Source organism: Paenibacillus sp. FSL H7-0703 (assembly GCF_038003485.1).
In the GTDB taxonomy this organism is placed as follows: domain Bacteria; phylum Bacillota; class Bacilli; order Paenibacillales; family Paenibacillaceae; genus Paenibacillus; species Paenibacillus polymyxa_B.
In genome coordinates this window covers 2403814-2425437 of the sequence record NZ_JBBOPF010000001.1, presented here as the reverse complement: position 1 = coordinate 2425437, position 21624 = coordinate 2403814, and the positions used below count along the sequence as shown (strand labels likewise).

Annotated in this window: 18 protein-coding genes and 1 riboswitch; of the genes, 14 read left to right on the top strand and 4 right to left on the bottom strand. The window is 49.1% G+C overall.

Translation table 11 applies throughout. The features are described 5' to 3' along the window. The first annotated feature begins 71 nt into the window (after positions 1-71). The 3 genes from MHB46_RS10540 (at position 72) to MHB46_RS10530 (ending at position 1984) form a co-directional block, all read left to right on the top strand. Entirely contained in the window at positions 72-326 is a 255-nt protein-coding gene (locus MHB46_RS10540; RefSeq protein ID WP_013308742.1) for a YneF family protein, read from the top strand. A gap of 54 nt (positions 327-380) precedes the next feature. After that, positions 381-974: a GTP cyclohydrolase I FolE gene (folE, locus tag MHB46_RS10535; RefSeq protein ID WP_013308743.1), complete on the top strand. Its 594-nt coding sequence runs from the start codon at positions 381-383 to the stop codon at positions 972-974. Between the two features lie 164 nt (positions 975-1138). Further along, a complete protein-coding gene (locus MHB46_RS10530) occupies positions 1139-1984 on the top strand; it encodes a lipoate--protein ligase family protein (protein WP_341162285.1) in 846 nt (281 codons plus the stop codon). Between the two features lie 20 nt (positions 1985-2004). Here MHB46_RS10530 and MHB46_RS10525 read toward each other — a convergent pair whose 3' ends face one another. Next, the gene (locus MHB46_RS10525) at positions 2005-3384 is read right to left on the bottom strand and encodes a Fe-Mn family superoxide dismutase (protein ID WP_341162284.1); all 1380 of its coding nucleotides are present in this window, start codon (positions 3382-3384) and stop codon (positions 2005-2007) included. 259 nt (positions 3385-3643) lie between these two features. After that, entirely contained in the window at positions 3644-4681 is a 1038-nt protein-coding gene (locus MHB46_RS10520; protein WP_341162283.1) for an alpha/beta hydrolase, read from the bottom strand. Between the two features lie 298 nt (positions 4682-4979). Here MHB46_RS10520 and MHB46_RS10515 point away from each other — a divergent pair, with 298 nt between their 5' ends. After that, the gene (locus MHB46_RS10515; RefSeq protein WP_061831535.1) at positions 4980-5723 is read left to right on the top strand and encodes an IclR family transcriptional regulator; all 744 of its coding nucleotides are present in this window, start codon (positions 4980-4982) and stop codon (positions 5721-5723) included. Between the two features lie 155 nt (positions 5724-5878). Then, positions 5879-5991, top strand: a riboswitch (TPP riboswitch). 186 nt (positions 5992-6177) lie between these two features. Next, entirely contained in the window at positions 6178-8022 is a 1845-nt protein-coding gene (thiC, locus tag MHB46_RS10510) for a phosphomethylpyrimidine synthase ThiC (RefSeq protein WP_341162282.1), read from the top strand. Between the two features lie 121 nt (positions 8023-8143). Here thiC and MHB46_RS10505 read toward each other — a convergent pair whose 3' ends face one another. Then, entirely contained in the window at positions 8144-8296 is a 153-nt protein-coding gene (locus MHB46_RS10505; protein WP_010348453.1) for a hypothetical protein, read from the bottom strand. Between the two features lie 506 nt (positions 8297-8802). Here MHB46_RS10505 and MHB46_RS10500 point away from each other — a divergent pair. Continuing rightward, positions 8803-9639 carry a YitT family protein gene (locus MHB46_RS10500; protein ID WP_023987004.1) on the top strand — a complete coding sequence of 279 codons (837 nt, stop codon included), beginning with the start codon at positions 8803-8805 and terminating at the stop codon, positions 9637-9639. 344 nt (positions 9640-9983) lie between these two features. Here MHB46_RS10500 and acnA read toward each other — a convergent pair whose 3' ends face one another. Continuing rightward, the gene (gene acnA / locus MHB46_RS10495) at positions 9984-12695 is read right to left on the bottom strand and encodes an aconitate hydratase AcnA (RefSeq protein ID WP_341162281.1); all 2712 of its coding nucleotides are present in this window, start codon (positions 12693-12695) and stop codon (positions 9984-9986) included. Between the two features lie 419 nt (positions 12696-13114). On the opposite strand from acnA, the gene MHB46_RS10490 reads away from it, so the two are divergent. From MHB46_RS10490 to MHB46_RS10455, 8 genes are all read left to right on the top strand, one after another. Further along, positions 13115-14110, top strand: a complete 996-nt coding sequence (locus MHB46_RS10490; protein WP_341162280.1) for an amidase domain-containing protein — start codon at positions 13115-13117, stop codon at positions 14108-14110. A gap of 73 nt (positions 14111-14183) precedes the next feature. After that, complete coding sequence (locus tag MHB46_RS10485) at positions 14184-15272, top strand: D-alanine--D-alanine ligase (protein ID WP_039270664.1); 1089 nt, start codon at positions 14184-14186, stop codon at positions 15270-15272. Positions 15273-15373: 101 nt separating this feature from the next. After that, positions 15374-15697, top strand: a complete 324-nt coding sequence (locus MHB46_RS10480; RefSeq protein WP_007428793.1) for a hypothetical protein — start codon at positions 15374-15376, stop codon at positions 15695-15697. A 138-nt stretch (positions 15698-15835) separates the two neighbouring features. Next, positions 15836-16837 (top strand): UV DNA damage repair endonuclease UvsE, encoded by a 1002-nt coding sequence (uvsE, locus tag MHB46_RS10475; protein ID WP_341162279.1) that lies wholly within the window; start codon positions 15836-15838, stop codon positions 16835-16837. 174 nt (positions 16838-17011) lie between these two features. Further along, on the top strand, positions 17012-17878 hold the full coding sequence (locus tag MHB46_RS10470; RefSeq protein WP_341162278.1) for an inositol monophosphatase family protein: 867 nt from the start codon (positions 17012-17014) through the stop codon (positions 17876-17878). Positions 17879-17915: 37 nt separating this feature from the next. Further along, complete coding sequence (locus MHB46_RS10465) at positions 17916-18158, top strand: hypothetical protein (protein ID WP_029515768.1); 243 nt, start codon at positions 17916-17918, stop codon at positions 18156-18158. A 166-nt stretch (positions 18159-18324) separates the two neighbouring features. After that, entirely contained in the window at positions 18325-20055 is a 1731-nt protein-coding gene (locus tag MHB46_RS10460; RefSeq protein WP_341163725.1) for a sensor histidine kinase, read from the top strand. Continuing rightward, positions 20033-21592 (top strand): response regulator transcription factor, encoded by a 1560-nt coding sequence (locus tag MHB46_RS10455; protein WP_023987013.1) that lies wholly within the window; start codon positions 20033-20035, stop codon positions 21590-21592. The genes MHB46_RS10460 and MHB46_RS10455 overlap by 23 nt, the downstream gene beginning before the upstream one ends. Positions 21593-21624 lie beyond the last annotated feature (32 nt).

Genomic DNA, 21624 nt, shown 5'->3' with positions numbered 1-21624 from the left:
TCCCATGTTTTGCTATGATAGGTTCGTGCAATTCAAGATGTTTCATATAAATATACAGAGGTGACGACTTCGTGGTGTGGAATATTGTCATTCCGATTATTACCCTGATTGCTGGTTTGGTTGGGGGATTTTTCATCGGTGCTTATTATCTTCGTAAACAGCTTGAAAAGATGCAAAACGACCCTGAAACGCTGCAAAAAATGGCCAAACAGATGGGTTACAACCTGAATGGGAAGCAAATGCAAAAAGCCCAGCAGATGATGAAGAACCAACAGTTCTCCAAAAATCAGCCTGGTCCGCGTAAAAATCAGGGCCGTCGGAAATAATGAGCAACGTGAGCACGGATGCCGCATGAGGTTGCTGCATAGAGGAGGATTACTGTGGCTGGCGTAAAAGATTATATTAACCGCAAAGCTGCGGATAACCGGGATAAAATCGAGTACCATGTGGAGCAGATTTTACAACTGATCGGTGAGGACCCCAAGCGTGAAGGGTTGTTGGAAACACCGGCACGCGTTGCGCGCATGTATGAGGAAATATTTGCGGGTTATGAGGTTGATCCCCGGGATGCGCTGGGTGTGACATTTGACGAGAATCACGAGGAGCTTGTGATCGTGAAGGACATTGTTTATTACAGCCAGTGTGAGCACCATATGGCTCCTTTCTTCGGAAAAGTGCATATCGGCTATGTACCCAGCGGCAAAATTGTAGGATTGAGCAAGCTTGCACGTCTGGTAGAGGCAGTGACCCGCCGATTGCAGGTACAGGAGCGTATTACATCACAGATCGCTGATATTTTAAATGAAGCAGTCTCCGCTCACGGGGTTATGGTGGTCGTGGAAGGCGAGCACCTGTGCATGTGTGCAAGAGGTGTCAAAAAGCCTGGTAGCAAAACGGTAACGTCTGCGGTACGTGGTACGTTTCGTGATGATGCAGCGCAGCGCGCAGAATTTCTGTCGCTGCTCAAGGATTGATCGAACATCGCAAGACGTTTATGTGATGAACAAAAAAAGGGTGGTTTACGCATAGGCGTAGCCACCTTTTTTTGTTAACATCAGAAATAGAGACGACGGGATAGCCGCCTTAAAATTACGATAGCCTATGGATAACAGTTATTTTTATAGATAGGGGATAACGTATGGAGAATGTACATAGATCAACAGAAAAAACAACAGCTTTGCCTGAGTTGCAGTGGTTTGAAGCGCCACTCGCGGCCACTCAGGAGGACGTTTTGTCTCCGCTGGCTTGGGAGGAGCTGGCCTGTCGGCAAGTAGGGAAAGGAGCTGCACCCATTTTGCATCTATGGCGGCATCCGTCAGCGCTTGTGATCGGTCACCGGGACCGCAGGCTTCCCTACGCCCCACAGGCGATGGAGCGAGTGCGCAGCGCGGGAACCTCGGTATGCGTACGCCCCTCGGGTGGAGCAGCCGTCATGCTGGACAGGGGGGTGCTGAACCTGTCCTTGATCCTGCCGAATCCACAGCGGGCCATCAGCCTGCATGAGGATTTTCGGCTCATGGCAGCGCTAATTGCCGATGCGCTGGTTCCGTGGTCTGGCGAGGCGCAGACCGGAGAAATCCCCGGGTCCTTCTGTCCCGGGGATTACGATGTCAGCGTCCGAGGCCGCAAGTTTTGCGGCATTGCACAGCGGCGCCAAGCCAAGGCGTATATCATCACAGCTTTCGTGATGATTGAGGGCAGTGGTGTAGAGCGTGCACAGGCGGTACAGGAGTTCTATACAGAGGCAGCCGGAGATACGCCGGCGGGCGTGCAGCAGCAGGATTACCCTGGGGTGAATCCAGCAACGATGGGTAGCCTGGCAGAGCTGGCTGGAGTGCCATCTGTTGAGGCGTACGTGGCATCTCTGCGCCGTGTCGTTGAGAGCCGGACAGCCGTTTTACCTGCCGATGGCTGGCTGGTACAACCGGAAGGATTGACCGAACAAATGGCAGCGCTCAGAGAGCGATACGATTTGCAGGTATAGTTTGTCTTTAGCTTAGAAGCTTAGAAGGGTTGCCATCTCAGCTTGGAGGCTTGATCGTAGCGTGCTTCCACTTCAGGCCAGTTAACGACATGCCACCAGTCTTCGATATATTTGTTGCGTTCGGCCTGATGCTTTAAGTAATATGCGTGTTCCCACACATCAATCGCCAGCAGCGGAATGGACTCCCACTGAGTCAGATTCTGGTGCTTTTCGGCTTGCAAAATTTCAAGCCGTCCCGCGCGCGGACTCCACACCAGTATCGCCCAGCCGCCGCCCTCAACCTTCTCGGCCGCCGAACTGAATTGCTTTTTGAATGCATCGTAGCTGCCAAAATCCTTTTTAATCTGTTCAGCCAGCGGCCCGCTAGGGTTTCCACCGCCTTGTGGACTCATGATCGTCCAAAAAAGAGTATGCAGATAATGGCCTGCACCGTTAAATGCCAGTTCTCGTTCCCAATGCTTTACGAGGTCAAAATCACCTGTTTTTCGGGCTTCTTCCAGTTTCTTTTCCGCTTTGTTCAGGTCATTCACATAGCTCAAATGATGCTTGTCATGGTGAATACGCATCGTTTTCTCATCAATATACGGTTCAAGCGCATTATAGGGGTAAGGGAGCGGCGGTAGCCGATGTCCCCCAATAGGAACCGACCGGCCGATTGAGGTTTTTTCCGTTGCCGAAGGTTGCGCCTGGCTGGACTTGACGCCTTTAGTGGTCCATGCGCCTTCTCCCCTTATGCCTGCCTGCCGTTCTCGAAACGCTTCCTCTGGGTAATTCTCACCCTCTGTAGCTACATGATACAACCTAGCAGCCCTTGCGATGGAGCCAGGTTCCTGAAAGGGGGTTGTCGAGATCAGGAAATATTGGCTTTCATGTGCCGCGTGTAATACAATTCCGGCGGCTTTTGGCTGCTGACGCAATGCATGACTGTGCTCGCTTAGCAGCCCGAGCTGCCGTACATACTCCTGTGACTGACGGTTTGCGGTTTGCAGCAAATCGTCCAGTCGACGATTTAATTCTTGTGAGTCAAGCTGAGAGTTTGAGGCTGACTCTGACAATGGCATCTTTACAGATGATGATGCGTCTAATCCCCTTGACTGTTTTGAATGTTCAGTGAATTCGTGTGTATGTGCTTGTGGAGCAGCCGACATCTGTTTCCATTCCTGATGCCACGCCTGATCTGCCGGATCGAGCGCGCTCCGTTGCTCTTCAAGCAACTCTATGGCGGTGCGTTCTGTCTGTTCGAATACAGTCCGCCAATCATCCAGCAGCCGTACATAAGTAGGCTCCAGTCCCTCGGTAGCGGATTTAATCACTTCCACATGCCAACTTTCCTGCTGCTTCCAATGCCGAATTTCCTCCAGCACACGTAAGGGCAGAAAAGACCCATAAGTACTCAGCATCGTTTTTTTACCTCCCGTATCCTACTATGGCTATCCGGCCGATCTGGCAGATCTGCCCTGGATGCATACGTACCCAGTATATTCGCTGTCTCATCAGGAATATGTCTATGAACTCCCTTAATCCGGTCACATCTGTTACGTAAAACAATAAATACCCATGGAAAACGAAAAAGAAGCCCAGCTACGGCACGGGTTAAGTGTCCATAGACAGGCTTCTTCAAGGGGAAGAATAGAATACAGTTCTTCGAAAAATAATTCTTTACTTCGTAGTCGTTTGTTTGTGGGCATCAGCGATGGTTTTCTTGTCCTCCAGCTCCTGTACACTGCTTAGAAACGTCGATACCCGTCGCAAATATTCACGAGGGTGCTCTCTGAAAATAAGCTCATGTATCCCGTTTTTGACAATCCATACACTGGAAAGCGGGTTGGTTTGATTGGCAGCGAGCTTTTCCGCAATAGGATAAGGAGCTTTTTCATCCTGTGTACCATGCACAAACATGATCGGGAACGGATAGTTTTCCTTTTTAACCTCCTGATATGGAATCTGATGCAAGCTGGTGCCGTTCAAGACTGGAAACAGCAACTCCAGAATTTCCAAAGACGGATGTCTTGGCAGATTAATTTGATTGTGAATGTTATGGTACAGCGTATCCGGCTCCAGCAGGAAGGTGCTGTCCAAAATCATTGCGTCCACATCCTTGGTTTGCAAGCCCGCCTGAAGAGCGGTTCCTGCCCCCATGGAGAAGCCCCATACGATAATCTCCGACGAGCCGCGTTGCTTCGCAAGCTGAATTGCTCCGAGGAGCTGTTGGGATTCTGCTTTGCCTCCGGTTGCGACTGCTTTGCTGTTTTGTGACGCAAATCCATAATCGAACATGACCACATTAAAGTTCAAACTGTGGGCATAATGCGCCAGATCATACATGGGAATCCAGCTTTCTTCGCGGTTAGCCCCATAGCCATGACTGAAAATAATCGTTTTCCGCGATTGATCCGCCGGGATATACCAGCCTTGTACGATGCGGCTACCATCCTTGGCAGGGAAGCTGACTTCCTCATAAGGCATGTTTTTGGCCTGCATCGGATTAGAGTACAGTGGTGCAACGGTGGGATTCGTAAGTACCCATGCGATGTAAGCATGCAAGGCAATAAAACAAAACAACAGAAAAAAGACGACCGACAGCAGCAGAGCAATCACAACGTGCTTGAACCGCAGCAGACGGGGATTAAAGAGTGGGGTGGACGGCTCCTGAACAGCGGTCTGTAGCTGAGCGTTGCGCTGGGATGTCGAAATCATGTAAGAGCCTCCTTATATAAAATTGATCTTCGTTTCATAGAATTTAGGTATAATTCCACTTGAAAATAGTAGTGTAGGTCCGTATAGATACCTATTATCGTATGATGGGGATTATCCAAAGTCAACGCCTGAACCGGAAAAGTAAAAATGATGCAAAGAATTGTCGATGTTTGTTCTCGTTCTGTAATATGGTTGTCACAAAAACATCGGTTTACAGTAGCCGCGACTATTCTATATAATTTATGTAACCATGTTTCATAGTGTGAAACGAATATGGATACAAGAGGAGCGGTTCACGATGGAAGACCGTAAATTAACCGTTCGCGCTGTAGAGCGTGCACTTGATATACTGCTGTGTTTTACCGCAAATTCGGATCTTGGCCTGACGGAGATTGCCTCCAAAATTGGTCTACATAAAAGCACGGTTCATCGGCTGCTGACTACGTTGGAGGATCGGGGCTTTGTCGTTCGGAATGCCGAAACGGAAAAATATCGACTGGGCTTCCGCATTTGGGAGCTATCCACGCATTTGTCCCAAAGTGACGAGCCGGCGGTGCTGTTACAACCTGCAATGGAAGGACTACGTGACCGTCTGGGTGAGACGGTCAGCTTGTACTTACGGGACGGCAGCATGCGTATTCGCATACAAGCCGTGCAGAGCAATCAGGCGATCCGCAGGGTCGCGCCTGTAGGTGCGCGTATGCCGCTGGCTGTAGGGGCCTCCAGCAAGGTGCTGGCGGCCTTTATGCCGCCGCAGGAGCTGGAAGCCCTGCTAAGCGGGGATGAATGGCCGCCCTCAGTAGACCCGGAGGTCTATAAAGCCCAGCTGCAGGACATTCGCGAGAAAGGCTATGCGACCAGCTATGAAGAACGGGAACCAGGGGCTGCTGCTGTGGCAGCGCCAATTGTGAACCGGAAGGGACAGGTCACTGCGGCTTTATCTGTATCTGGCCCGGTCAGTCGACTTGCACCCGAGACGCTACATGACTTTGCTCCGATTTTGATCGAAGCGGCGAAGGAAATGGGGCTTATGCTCCCGTAACAAGAATGAACACAGTTGAAGCAAGCAGAGTGATTTGATGGGGAACGTCTCCTTGGTAAAGGGAACCTAAAAGGGTTGCCAAAGCCATAAATTTGAAGTAGTCTGGTAAGGAAGGCGGGATGTCTGTTATATCCGCCTCATGTGAATAGAAGTATCACAGTTACTGGGGGAGCCTGTAATGCCGGGCTGAGATGGAATCGTGCAAGATTCCGGACCCTTTGCACCTGATCTGGATCATACCAGCGTAGGGAAGTAATCGGCCATTGAAATGTATACGCGGCTGCTGTCTTCAGTGGCGCATTGGAATGGATTATTCCATATGCGTACTGTCTGGATAGCTGCCTCGTTAGATTAGCCGGTTCCCTGGGGAACCGGCTTTTTTGCATAGATCAGCGCCACCCTGGGAATGGTTCCGGATCGGTGTGTCATTTCATCGAAACGGGAGGAATGGACAATGAAGCCGACAGAAGCAGAAGGAACAAAAGGAACAGAATTGAAATCAGCAGAAGTAAGATTGGTAGGAACAAAAGAAGTTGAGGTAGAGAAGACAAACAGGGAGCAAGCCAGTGGGGTAACGCCCTTTCCAGGGAGCCGTAAGGTATATATTCAAGGCTCACGGCCGGACATTGCCGTGCCAGAGCGCGAAATTGCTCTTCATTCTACACATACGCCGCAGGGCACGGAGCATCATGAGCCATTGCGTGTATATGATACAAGCGGTCCCATGACCGACCAAGCCTATCAGGTCGATATCCGTCAGGGCCTGCCTCCATTACGGCGAGCTTGGGCACTGGAACGGGGCGATGTGGAGGCTTACGAGGGACGCGCCGTCAAGCCGGAGGATAATGGACTGAAACCTGGCTCCAAACGGGAGACAGTGGAATTTCCCGGCGTGACCAACCGTCCGCTTCGTGCTTCGCAAGGGCGTACAGTGACGCAAATGCATTATGCACGGCGAGGGATCATTACGCCCGAAATGGAATTTGCGGCGATCCGCGAAGGGGTCGAGCCTGAGTTTGTACGGCAGGAATTGGCGGCTGGACGAGCCATTTTGCCTTCGAATATCAATCACCCGGAAAGCGAGCCAATGGTCATTGGGCGTCATTTTCACGTAAAGATCAATGCGAACATTGGTAATTCTGCGGTTACCTCCTCCATCGAGGAGGAAGTGGAGAAAATGACTTGGGCTGTGCGTTGGGGCTCGGATACGGTTATGGACCTGTCCACAGGCCGTAATATCCATACAACACGTGAATGGATCATTCGGAATTCTCCTGTACCGATTGGGACTGTGCCGCTGTATCAGGCACTTGAAAAGGTGAACGGTGAAGCAGAGGCGCTGACGTGGGAGCTGTATCGCGATACGCTGATTGAGCAGGCGGAGCAGGGAGTGGACTATTTTACAATTCATGCAGGTGTATTGCTGCGGTATATTCCGATGACGGCGAATAGAATGACGGGAATTGTATCCCGGGGCGGGTCAATCATGGCAGCCTGGTGCCTTGCGCACCATCAGGAGAATTTTTTGTATACACATTTTGAAGAAATTTGCGAAATTATGAAAGCCTATGATGTGGCCTTTTCTCTCGGGGATGGTCTACGTCCAGGTAGTATCTATGATGCGAATGATGAAGCACAGTTTGCAGAGCTGGAAACGTTGGGCGAGCTAACGCAAATCGCATGGAAGCATGATGTTCAGGTCATGATTGAAGGGCCGGGACATGTCCCTATGCATAAAATCAAAAAGAATGTGGATTTACAAATGGAGATTTGTAAGGAAGCTCCTTTCTATACCTTGGGACCGCTCACGACGGATATTGCCCCCGGATATGATCATATTACCTCAGCCATCGGGGCGGCGATGATCGGTTGGTTTGGGACGTCCATGCTGTGTTATGTTACGCCTAAGGAGCATTTGGGTCTGCCCAATAAGGATGATGTCCGCGAGGGTGTCATTACCTACAAAATTGCGGCACATGCTGCCGATCTGGCGAAGGGTCATCCACGGGCGCAGCAGCGGGATGATGCTTTGTCCAAGGCACGCTTTGAGTTCCGGTGGCGGGATCAGTTCAATCTGTCGCTTGATCCCGAGCGGGCCTTGTCTTACCATGATGAAACGCTACCGGCAGAGGGCGCCAAGGAAGCACATTTTTGCTCGATGTGTGGTCCCAAATTTTGTAGTATGCGCATCACGCAGGACATTCGCGCCTATGCAGCGGATAAGGGGCTGAACACTCAAGAAGCAGTAGCTGCCGGGATGCGTGAGAAGGCAGAGCAGTATCGGGATGGAGGTCAGTAAGACGAACGTGTGAGTTTAGGAACAAATGAATTAAAAAAGCCGTGGTTCTCTACAGTCGATGTAGGAAACTACGGCTTTTTAGCTTATGTAAAGCGGATCATGCAACCGGATAAACGGCGCCTTATTTTTTACCCATTTTTTCATTTAAAATGTCCTGAAAGCTGAGCTTCTTTTCCGAGCTATCTTCTTTCTTCTGCATACTCACCGCGTTGGCACGTTGGTATTGGTGGTGAAAGGGCATCAGGGTGTGGACGGTTAAGTTCATTGTATTCATGTAGGTCATTCCTCCAATTCCATATTGTCAAATTCAGATTGAGTTGCTTAGAACGTCTGTATAGGACTATTTGTATGTACTTGATGTCGTAATGCTATGTAGGTTGCTTGGTAATGTTTCAATCATTATACCCACATTTTTTCAAAGTAAAACGCTTTTGACATAAAACAGGAAGATGGTCATATGTGTCCAAAATGTCGATTAGGAGGATGGTCGTTTTAGAGGAAAATGTGCCTAGGTCTAAAACAAGGGCTAGAGGCCCGTTTTCTTAGTTTAGTAGTCGGGATTGTGTTTTTTTGTCGAATAACCTTGTAAAAGGAGAATTTTGCGGAATCCAAGTCAGGATTGAGGCAGTCTGGTGGCGAATTAAAGTGTCAAAGTTGTATTGACTTTATGTTTGGTAGTAGATACCATGAACTGGTTGTCAGCGTATTTTGGCAACAAGAGTCAGCCAATCCATCTGGCGATTCATCCTTTGAAATGTTATAGAAAGGATTAGAGCATATATGAAAAAAAGTATTGCAGATATCGCATTTATTATTCTGGGTGCGTTTTTTTTCGCGCTAGCTGTTAATCTGTTTGTGATCCCGAATGAGTTTGGCGAGGGGGGCGTTACAGGGGTTACGATCATTTTGTACTACCTGTTTCAGTGGTCTCCCTCGATCGTCAATCTGGTGATCAATGGCTTGCTGTTGATTGTCGGATATAAATTTTTGGACAAGAGAACGACCCTGTACACTATAATTGCGGTCGCTTTTAACTCGCTGTTTTTACATTTAACGGTCAACTGGCGGATTGATTCGCATGAGCCGACGATTAATGCTGTATTTGCCGGAGTTTTGGTGGGGGTCGGCATTGGCTTAATCGTACGGGTAGGTGGCACTACGGCGGGAACGGTCATTTTAGCCCGGATTGCCAACAAGTATCTGGATTGGAATATCAGCTATGGCTTGCTGTTTTTTGATTTGATTGTCGCATTCTCTTCCTATTTTATTATTGGTCCGGAAAAATTGATGCTAACTATCGTTATTTTGTACGTTGGTACAAAGGTGATGGACTTCATGATCGAAGGACTGAACCCGAAAAAAGCGGTCATGATCATTTCGGAGCACCAAGATAAAATTGCCGAGATGGTTATCACAAAAATGGATCGTGGAGTTACCGTCCTGTCAGGCCACGGATATTACACTAAAAATCCAAAAGAAGTGCTGTATATCGTCATTAGTAAACAAGAGGTGTCAGCGCTTAAAAAGATAGTGAAAGCCATCGACACAGCAGCATTCATTACCATTCATGACGTGCGGGACGTGTTTGGAGAGGGCTTTCTGGATATTTCGAAGTAGCTCGCGTGCGAAGGTAAGGTTATAAGAGAACGTGGCTAGAAGTCGGTCCTGAGGGATCGACTTTTTTTGTTTTATATAAATAAGATGAACTTGAAAAATGAACATCAAAACGGAGTAGGCGGAATGGTGCTGTACAAGCGAAGCGGTCGCTTTTGTCCCCGGATTTCTACCCTGGATTAGGGGCTTATTCAAGAAATCCGGGGGCGGTGGCGATGGGAAGCACCATCCGACTGCGCAGTGGCGCTATAGGTAACTCTTAAGTTCGGTTTATATAAATAAAAAAATACCCCCGATTGCAGCTTTATCTGCAAAACGGGGGTTCTTCACATATGAAGTTCATAAACTTAGCTTTCGATCATCTGACGCAATACGGTTTGTAGAATACCACCGTTGTGGTAGTAGTCGATATCGACGGTGCTGTCTAGACGGGCAATTACCGGGAATTCAAACTTTGTGCCATCCTCGCGTTTAGCCACCACTGTAAGCTCTTGACCTGGCTTCACGTCATTGTCGATGCCAAGAATGTCAAACGTTTCACGACCGTTCAGACCCAGGCTGGACCAGCCATAGCCCTCCTGGAATTGCAGAGGCAGTACACCCATGCCGACCAGGTTACTGCGGTGAATCCGCTCGAAGCTTTCGGCAATGACGGCTTTAACGCCCAGCAAAAGCGTACCTTTGGCCGCCCAGTCACGGGAACTGCCTGTGCCGTATTCCTTACCAGCAATGACGATCAGGTTCTGATCGGCTGCCTTATATTTCATGGATGCATCATAGATGGACATTTCCTCATCCGTTGGCAAGTATTTGGTCACGCCGCCTTCAGTACCTGGAGCCACATTGTTGCGGATACGGATGTTGGCGAATGTACCGCGCATCATGACCTCGTGGTTACCGCGACGGGAGCCGTAGGAGTTGAAGTCCTTGCGTTCCACGCCATGTTCCTTCAAGTACAGTCCTGCCGGGCTGGAAGGGGCAATGTTGCCTGCTGGTGAGATATGGTCCGTTGTGACCGAATCATTCAACAGGGCAAGCACACGGGCATTACGGATTTCCTTGATATCCTGCACGCCATCCTGAAGTTTTTCAAAGAATGGTGGATTTTGAATATAAGTTGATTTTTCATCCCATTCATACAGTTCGCCTTCAGGAACCGGAATGGAGTTCCATTTTTCGTTGGCAGTAAATACATTTTCATATTTACGACGGAACATATCCGGGCTGAGAGACAGGCTGATGGCTTCCTTGATCTCCTCGGAGGTTGGCCAGATATCTTTCAGGTAGACAGGCTGATTGTCCTGATCGTAACCGAGAGGATCATTCACCAAATCAATGTTCACCGTGCCTGCCAGCGCATAAGCGACAACCAGTGGCGGTGAGCCGAGATAGTTGGCTTTGACCTGTGCATGCACACGGCCTTCAAAGTTCCGGTTGCCGGAAATAACTGCGCTAACCGTCAAATCATTGTCTGTGATGGCTTGACTCACTTCGTCAGGAAGTGGGCCGGAGTTACCGATACAGGTTGCGCAGCCGTAGCCTGCTACATGGAAGCCGAGGGCTTCGAGCGGTCCGATTAATCCGGCTTTTTGCAGGTATTCCGTCACGACGAGGGAGCCCGGTGTCAAGCTTGTTTTAACATAGCCTGGCTTTTTGAGCCCACGCTGCACTGCTTTTTTGGCCAGCAAGCCCGCACCGAGCATAACGCTTGGATTGGATGTATTCGTGCAGCTTGTGATAGCCGCAATAACGACTGCTCCTGTACCCAACTCGCTGGTGGAGCCGTCCGGATGGGTCAGCGGAATCTTCTGTGCGATTTTTTCATCGCTCAGTCCATAGCCGCCCTTGTCCACCGGGGTACGGATAATGCCTTCGAACGTTTCTTTCATGCGGCTAAGCTCAACACGGTCCTGCGGACGTTTGGGTCCGGCGAGACTCGGTACAACCGAAGCCAGATCCAGCTCAATGGTATCACTGAACACAGGGTCCGGTGTATCGGATGTGCGGAACATGCCTTGGGCTTTGTAATATTCCTCTACGAGGCTTACTTGCTCATCGGAACGTCCGGTGCTGCGCAGGTAGGCCAGCGTTTCCGCATCGACCGGGAAGAAGCCAATCGTTGCGCCGTATTCCGGTGCCATGTTGGCAACTGTCGCACGGTCAGCCAAACTGATGTTAGCCAGACCAGGCCCGTAAAATTCCACGAATTTGCCGACTACGCCTTTTTTACGCAGCATTTGTGTAACAGTGAGCGCCAGATCGGTGGCGGTGGAGCCTTCCGACAGGCTACCTGTCAGTTTGAAGCCAATCACATCGGGAGTGACAAAATACAGCGGCTGCCCCAGCATACCCGCCTCTGCCTCAATCCCGCCGACACCCCAGCCTACAACACCCAGCCCGTTAATCATCGTGGTATGGGAGTCTGTTCCTACGAGGGAATCTGGAAAGACGACCGTTTCACCGTCAATGGTTTTGGTAGCGGCAACGGAGGCGAGATACTCCAGATTGACCTGATGGACGATACCGGTGGATGGCGGAACGGCCCGGAAGTTGTTGAACGCCGTTTGCGCCCAACGCAGAAAACGGTACCGCTCTTCGTTGCGTTCAAACTCTACATTAATATTGTAATCCAGCGCATCACTGGTACCAAAAGCATCGACCATGACCGAGTGATCGATAACGAGATCGACGGGAACGAGCGGATTGATTTGCTTCGGGTCCCCGCCTGCTTTTTTCACCGTATCACGCATAGCTGCCAAATCGACAACCACCGGGACACCGGTAAAATCCTGTAGCACGATGCGTGCAGGAATGAACGGAATCTCCTTGTTGGTATCCCGATCCTCAGCCCAGCCTGTCAGCTGTTGCACATGTTCTTCCGTAATGGCGCGACCGTCAAACTGTCGAACCGCGGCTTCCAGCAATACTTTAATGGAGAAAGGCAGCTTGGCGATACCGCTTTTTCCTTGTTCCTCCAGTGCCTTAAGACTGTAGTAGCGATAAGGCTTCCCGTTAACTTCCAGACTACGGGCGATGGAGAATTGATCTTTTCCTGACATAAGTATTACCTCCTTGAAGTGGATGCTTGGGGAAAATAGGGATGTCGTTTTTTCGACGTCTTTCACAGTTGGTTTAAATTGGTTGCGTTCTCAATTACATCTTCAGTAGTTTATTGCGTGTTAGAGGTTAAGATGAATGTAATTTGTTTCATTAGATGAAACATGATTTCAAAATGATTGCTTTTGGATTAAGTATACCGTTTTCAGACGGTTCCGTAAAGTTTTTTTGGCCTAAATGATGCGTTGCAGATTGGAAAATAAAACGTTCCGCTCCCTCGCGTTTCGATGTTCATACCAAGCTTTAGAGATTCATACTTATAGATAGAGAGCATTTCAGACCAGAGAGGCAAGAAAGGAAGTTATTCATCATTCCGGTTATCCCCGGAAAAGGATAGCGGGACGAATATGGAGGGATTGGGATGGGGGAGCGGGAATGGAAACAGGCCCTTTTTGCTTACGTGAATCAATATAATCGCAGTGAAGTGAATGGTGTACCGCAGCCGGATGAGTATCTGGAGGTGGGTCAGCGGATGGAACGAGCAGCTCGTGCGGCCAGATTGGAGCAGTGGTACAACGAACGGGATGCTGTTCCCCTACGCAGCGAGACACGCGCCAAGCCGCTACGAATGGTGCAGGATACCCCGGATGAGGCTGTGGTAGATGTACAACTGCATGTCCGACTCTTTTATGAGAAGGGTGGGATGACTCACCGGGAGGATCGGATCGAACGGGAGCGTCTGACGTTCACACGCGAGGGTGAAGCCTGGCAGGTAGCGAGAATTGAGCGCGATCCGGCAGAAAGGAAGCCAGCGGGGGGAGAGGTTCCTTTTGAACAGGCTTCGTTTAATCAAGGAGGAAATCTGCCGCTGCTGAATCGCGGTGTGCTGGGCTTCGGCTCATCAGCACGTCCCAGCCGATATCGCCGCGAAGAAGCAGCGGCCTATGCAGATCAGTGGTGGGATAGCTCCAATCCGGAGTTTGAAGGTTTTGATGTGGATTGCACCAATTATATCTCGCAATGCCTCTTTGCAGGGGGAGCACCGATCCACTATACTGGTAAAAGAGAATCGGGCTGGTGGTATAAAGGACGGGTCGCCGGAAATGAGCTGTGGAGCTACAGTTGGGCAGTTTCCAACAGTCTGGAGCGGTATTTGGGCTCCAGCTCATGGGGGTTGACCGCTGAGCAGGTGAGTCGCCCAGAGCAGCTCATGTTGGGGGACGTCATTTTTTACGATTGGGATGGTGACGGAACCTTCCAGCACAGCACGGTGGTCACGGCCTTTGATGCGGGCGGCATGCCGCTAGTCAATGCACATACGGTAAGCTCCAGACATCGTTATTGGGACTATAAAAATTCGTATGCGTGGACGGACAACACGGTATATCGCTTTTATCACATCGCCGACTATTTTTAAATGAGATGGTGGATAACAGGTACAGTGATGCAAATCAGTCACAATGACGAAAGCAGGAAAGCGGAGGATAGGCATGGCAAATCAAAAATTGACCGTAGGGCTAGTGTACGGAGGCAAATCGGGCGAACATGAGGTTTCGCTGCAAACGGCGTATGCGGTAATGAACGCTTTTAACTATGAGAAATACGAGATTATTCCTTTTTATATTACGAAGGCTGGCGATTGGCGTAGAGGGGCGCTATTAAGCGCTCCTCTGGCTTCTGTAGAGCAATTGAAGCTGGAACGCGCAGAGGGCGGCACCAAGGCGGCATTAGATACATTGTTCGGCAAGCTGTACGGAGAGCAGACGCTGGATGTACTGTTTCCGTTGCTGCACGGCACCTTTGGCGAGGACGGAACGATTCAGGGTCTGTTCGAAATGGCGGATATGCCTTATGTCGGTGCGGGAGTGCTGGCTTCGGCAGCAGGTATGGATAAAGGCGTCATGAAGAAGCTGTTTGAGCATGCAGGATTGCCGCAAGTGAAATACTGTTATTTTAATAGTACACAGTGGGCCCAAACCAGTCATGATCTGGTACGCAACATGGAAACCGAGCTAGGTTATCCTTGCTTTGTCAAACCGGCCAATCTGGGATCAAGTGTCGGTATTTCCAAAGCCAGTAACCGAGAAGAGCTGGAAAAGGCTGTAGATCTGGCTTTGCAATTTGACCTAAAGGTGATTGTCGAGGAGTACGTCGATGCCCGTGAGATTGAGGTCAGTGTACTGGGCAATGATGAGCCGATTGCCTCGGTACCGGGTGAAATTGTATCGTCGAGTGATTATTACGATTACGCTGCCAAATATACGGATGGCCAATCGGAAATGCTTATTCCGGCACCGTTGGATGAGGAAGTGGCAGATCGTATTCGTGAAGCCGCATTGCAAGCATTCCGTGCTCTGGAAGGCTGCGGGATTTCCCGTGCCGATTTCTTCGTCAGACGCTCGGACGGACATATCCTTATTAATGAAGTGAATACGATGCCTGGCTTTACACCGTTCAGTATGTATCCATTGCTGTGGAGAGAAACTGGCGTATCCTATGCAAGTCTGCTGGATCGCATGATTGCTCTTGCATTGGAGCGTTATGAGCGCAGGTCGGCACTGCACTACGAGAACTCATAAACGAAACAAAGGGGAGCTGATCACTCTCCTTTTTGTTCATATATATGGCATATCTTTGAGCACTACACTAAACCCTTAATGATGAAAGGTGGCGGCTACACATGGGATTTCAAACTGAATTTAACTCAGTGTGCAAATTCAAGAGCGAGCAAGAACTTTACGAACTCCTGGAATACGGACGTGGCAAAATGGTTAAATCCGGGCTGCGCGTGTTTCCGACAGGCCAGAAGGTCATCGCTTACAGCGTGGACAACGTGGCAGTAGCCATTGTGCAGATTGTGGGCTGTATCGCCGAAATTAATTTCCAGGGCGATGAAGTGACCGAAGTTGAGATGATCCTCATTCGTAAGCTGAATGAAGAGGAATCAAGAATTCAGACCGCATTGGCGGATGAAATGTTTTTTGGAGCACAGCAGCAATCCTAGCTGTTTTCTTCTTGCGATTTGTGCGATAACACCGAATCAGCAGGTGCTTTTCCGGGTATGATCAGTAGAAAAGGGTTTTAGGTCACAGAACGAAAGCGGCCTTACCATCTACTGCGACTGCTGAAAGGAAGACACCCTATGATCGTAAGGTTCGGTTATGTAGCCATGTCGGTTACCATTCAAAATGCATCCCCCTCTAAAACCATGACATTGAGCAGCTTTAACAAGATTGGAGACCGAGAAGCTGCAATCCGCAAGCTAGAACGGATAGCAGCCGAAAATCTCCATAATACTTTGAGGCTGCTGCGCCATAATCGCGCGAGTGATATCCAGGTCTATCGTTTCTCATCCAAGCTGATTCCGCTAGCGACCCATCAGGATCTGCGGGATTGGGACCCTTTTCAGGCGCTTGCTGCTGACTTTGCAGAGGTTGGGAACTATGTCAAGACGAATAGGATGAGGGTATCGTTTCACCCCGATCATTTTACAGTGTTAAGCACCCCCCGTCCTGAGGTGTTGCAGAGCTCCATTAATGATCTGAAGTACCACAAAGCGATGCTGGAGGCCATGGGACTCGGTGCCGAAGCCAAGAACAACATTCATATTGGTGGTGCTTACGGAGATAAGGTGACCTCAGGCCAGCGTTTTGTAGAGCAGGTTAGTGCGCTGGATCTTTCGTTAAGAAAACGGTTAACGCTGGAAAATGATGATAAAACGTTCAATGCGGTGGAAACGCTGGAGGCTTGCAAATTGACGGGGTTACCGATGGTTCTCGATATTCATCATCAATGGGTGAATAATGAGGGGGAGAAGCCGTGGGAGCTATGGCCGGATATTTTGGATACCTGGAAAGGGGAATTGGCCCAAGCCGGATCTTCTGTGGATCATCCATTGCCGCCCAAAATCCATGCGTCCAGTCCCAAAAGTGAAAAAGATCCTCGGGGCCATGCGGACGGTGTTCTAGTGGAGCCGTTGCTTACCTTTTTGCGCAATATTGCCGGATATACGGATCGGATTGATGTCATGCTTGAAGCCAAACTTAAGGATGAAGCGTTATTCGGGTTGATGAATGAACTGCGCCTTCAGGAAGCTAATGGGGTTAAAGTGCTGGATGGAGCTTCCGTAGAAATTATGCCTTAGAAAGTAGCATTTTGCGGATAAAGCTCCCATTTAGAGAAACTTTATGCAGCTTATTGTGTATACTAGAATGTGTAAACTAGCAAACTTGTACTGAAACAGAGATGGTTAAGAGACTGTGTTGTAGAGCAGCTTCGTAAACCACGTAACAATGATATAGAAAGTAGAGTGAACACGTTGAACGAAAATGAAAACGAAAAGGTTCCCTATATCGTATCAGGAAAAAGCTATACTGCCGTGGCTATTAACGCGGCATCCAAAGCCGGGGAATGGATTAAAAGCAGGCTGGGAACTGTTGAACATTTGAATACCAAACAGTCTCCTACGGATCTAGTGACCGAGGTAGATAAAGGTGCAGAGCAGATGATTCGCAGACTGATTCTGACCCATTTTCCCGATCATGCTATTTTGGGTGAAGAGGGTGTAGAGCCGGGAGCCGAAGCTTCGGCCCGCGCATTAGAGGTTGCCCGTGAAGAGGAATATCTATGGATTATTGATCCAGTAGACGGGACTACCAATTTTGTGCACAGTCTGCCCTTTTACAGTGTATCTATTGCATTGGCCCATCGTGGAGAGGTGATTGTCGGGGTTATCTATGATCCGTCCCGTGATGAAATGTTTGTAGCGGAAAAAGGAAAAGGCGCTTATGTACATGGCAATCGCATGCAAGCATCGAGAGAAGAAACACTGGGAGATAGTCTGGTGTGCATCGGCTTCCCGCCGGATCGTACGTATGCACAACCGCTAAATATGAAAATTACGCAGGTTCTTACACCTCAGGTACGCGGCATTCGGGCGCTGGGCTCGGCAGCATTGCATCTGGCTTATGTAGCATCAGGACGGCTGTCGGCCTATTGCGAAATTGGTTTGAATGCGTGGGATGTGGCAGCGGGCGCTTTGCTGGTACAGGAATCAGGCGGCACCATTACCGATACATTGGGCAGACCTTATGACCTGAGTGTACGGCATATTGCAGCGACGAATACAGCTATTCATTCTCAACTTATTCAAGTGCTGAAAGAAGCAGACGCAACCGGGTTATAATTCTACGTAGAACATCATCATGAAGGAGGAAATCGCGATGAGCCAATCCGAAGAATTGGAACGCCAGCTCAGTGAACTGCTGACGGAAGGCGAAATTCGTGAGAATGAGGCCCAGAAGCGGGAAAGACTCAGTCCTAAATATGAGGTGCGGGTTCAGACTCATATCGATCCCATTGTTGAGGAGACGCGTAAATACCGGAGTATGGCACGGGAACTTGATGACCGATACGACGAATATATGAGCAAGGCGGACAAATCGAAACCAACCGATCAACGCTAAGCAGATACAAATACCTCTTGCCGAATGACCAAGGCATGGGGTATTTTGTATGATATATAGAGTTTTCTCCATTTTGGGCTGGACCGGGCAGGATGAGCGAAGGAGGCGACATTCACTGATTACCTACTTTAAAAGCGCTTACAAAAATGCTGGAATCCATCATAAAATGGTACTGCTGATTACGGTGCTTATGCTGGTTAATTTTGCAGTTGTTGCAGTCATACTTAAGTACGTATTTCATATTTATGATAATCAAATGTACAAAAAAACATCCGAAGTACTCAATATTTCTTCAATCGGCATAGAAAATGAGCTGAAGGATGTGGAAAAAGTTACTTTCAAGGTAACAACGGACGAGCAGCTCCAACGTTATTTGCTGCAATTGGAAAAGGAAACGTCACCTTATAGCAAAATGGTGCTGCGTAAAAAAATAACGAATAGGCTCGTCGCCTTTGCCGGCTCTGAGACCTATGTCTATTCTATGATAGTCATCGACAAAGAGGGACAGGTCATGAGCGCGGGCAACCGCGAAGGTATTCCCCAGGAGCTTCGATCCACCCTGTCGGAGCTGGCAGACGAACATGACGGTTCCAATGCATGGTATGCGGCAGGTCATTCCTCCTTGCTGGCCGCTCGGCAGTTCAAATCCTTTACCGATTCCAATTTTACACTGAATGGGCTCGGAACGCTTGCGATTCGTGTGCGAATTGACCGGATTGTAGCGGATCGTGTGCAGACCTCCGGCCGTGACGGACAACTGATGATTACAGATGGAAGACGGATGATTTATCCCGAAACACCACTTTTGAGTGAGAGTGATATCCAGGCGGAGCTTGGCCGAAAGCAGCCTTACGGGATTGCGACCTACTCAGGAGGAACCTTTTTCGCTGCTCAAATCAAATCCTCTTATACGGGGTGGACGTATTTGCATATGACCCCCTTCGATGATATGTTTCGCAGTATTACGATCATCAAAGAAGTTGTAAGCGCTATTTTTGTTATTATGCTTCTTATCGCATTGGCACTGGGGGCTAGGTTGTCAGGGAGCATTACCAAACCGATCGTTCAACTAATCCAGAACATGCGTAAAATAGAAAAAGGCGATCTCGACCGTTTGGAAGAAGAAGCACTTGGCGCGGTCCCCCTTTCCACACAGGATGAGGTAGGCTTGTTACATCGGACATATAAGAAAATGATTCGTCGCATTCGTGAGCTCATTAATGAGAATGTTGCCAAGCAGCTATTACTGCGGGAAACAGAGCTAAAGGCATTACAGGCACAGATTAATCCACATTTTTTATACAACACGCTGGAATCCGTGAACTGGCTCGCCAAGGCCAATAAGCAGGATCGGATTTCAGAGATGGTGGAAGCACTTGCTTTTCTATTGCGTAGTGCGGTCAGTTTTGAAGAGCAGCTGATTCCGCTTCGAAAAGAACTGGATATTGTAAGGAGCTACGTAACGATCCAAAAAACACGTTTTGATGAACGTCTCGTTTTCCATCTGGATGTCCCGGAAGAACTGATGGATGCACAAATTCCGAAGCTAACGCTTCAGCCCTTGGTGGAGAATGCCATCCATTATGCGTTGGAGCCGCGAATTGAACCCTGTCGGATTGCTATTATTGCGAGAGAAAGCGAGGGGGCTCTATTTCTGCAAGTTGAAGATGACGGACCGGGAATGACGCCTGATTTCTTGGAAAAGCTGCGGAGCGGGCAGGTCATGACTCGTGGGCAGGGCATTGGACTTACGAATATTCAGGAACGGATTAACCTGACATTTGGTACACCTTGGGGGATAGAGCTGCATAGCGAGTCAGGAACAGGAACGTCAATTCATGTCTGTATTCCATATGTGAAAGGGGATCAGGGTCGTGTACAAGGTGCTACTGGTTGATGATGAGCGTATGATTTTGGAAGGCATATCACAGGTGGTTGATTGGGGCAAAGCGGGAACGAGACTAGTTGGTACAGCACGTAATGGGATTGAGGCTTATGATCAGATTCAGGCCAGCCCGCCTGATTTTGTGATCAGCGACATCTCTATGCCTGGACTGGACGGTATCGGACTGGTTGCCAAAACGACGGAGCATTTTCCAGACGTTCGTTTCATTCTGTTGTCTGGTTACAAAGATTTTGATTATGCCTGTCGGGCCATGCAATACGGGGTGAAGCACTACTTGCTGAAGCCATGCAATGAGCGGCAAATTCATGAGGCTCTGACCGAGTTGGGGCAGGAGCGGGAGGAGCAGGAAGAACGCAAGCAGTTTGTAAACCGGATGAAGCTAGATTTTCAGCGTATGCTGCCTCATGTGAAGGAACACTTTTTGAAGGAGTTTATTTCCTATAAAACTTACGGTAGCCGCGATATCGCATTTTATGAGCGGTTATTCGGACTTGAATTGCAAGATAAGCAGGTTCGAATGCTACTGCTGCGGGTGGAGGAATCACATGAGCCGGAGCATTTGTTTGCATTGCAAAATATAGCGGCAGATTTGATGGATGATGTCTTGCTCAGTACGACCATGCAGGGGCAATTGCTCATCGTGCTGGAAAGTGAGGATGACACGTCACGGTTTATGAAACAGATTGAAGCGGTACGTGCGACATTTCATCGCTTTTACAAGCTGGAGGTAACGGTCGCAGTTAGTGAGTCGGATAGTATGCAGCATTCACGGGGGATGTATCGGGAGACACTGCATTGTATGAATCACCGTTTTTACACCGGGGAAGGCAGTCTGATTACGAAGGAGGATTTAGCGGCTGAGGATACCCGGGAGATGGCAGATTTGGAGCTGGACGAGGAGAAGTTCGGTCTGCTGATCAAGGCTGGAAATACGGTGGAGGTTGCACAGGAAGTGGATCGGTTGTTCGGTATTCTGTCCCGTATGAAGCTGGAAATTTCCGTGACCCGCTCCTATGTGCTTCAGCTCTATGCCGCTATGATCCGTATATGCCCCGAAGAAGAGCGTGCGGCGTTTACGAGCCGAATGGTGGTGCTGGCAGAGCAAAAAACGCTGGCATGTCTCAAATCTTTTGTACAGGAAGCTGCCGAACGAATGACCGCAATCTATTATAAAAGTAATGTGTATCGCCAATCTTCCACCGTTGATAAAATGATCACTATTATTGAGCAAAACTACAGAAAATCCGATCTGTCGCTGAACGGAGTGGCAGGTCAAATGCTGTATATGAATTCCGACTACTTAGGAAAAATTTTCAAAAAGGTGACGGGGGAAAACTTTTCACACTACGTCAATCGTTATCGGATCGAACGTGCGGCTGAGCATATTCGAGAGACCGGAGACGTGAAGGTATTTGAACTGGCGGAATGGTTCGGCTTCGGTGGGAACGCGCAATATTTTAGCCAGGTGTTCAAAAAGTGGGCGGGTATGACGCCCTCCGAGTATATTAAATCACATGAACGGGGATGAGCTGATGGCCCCCACTGTTTTTTAAACCTAGG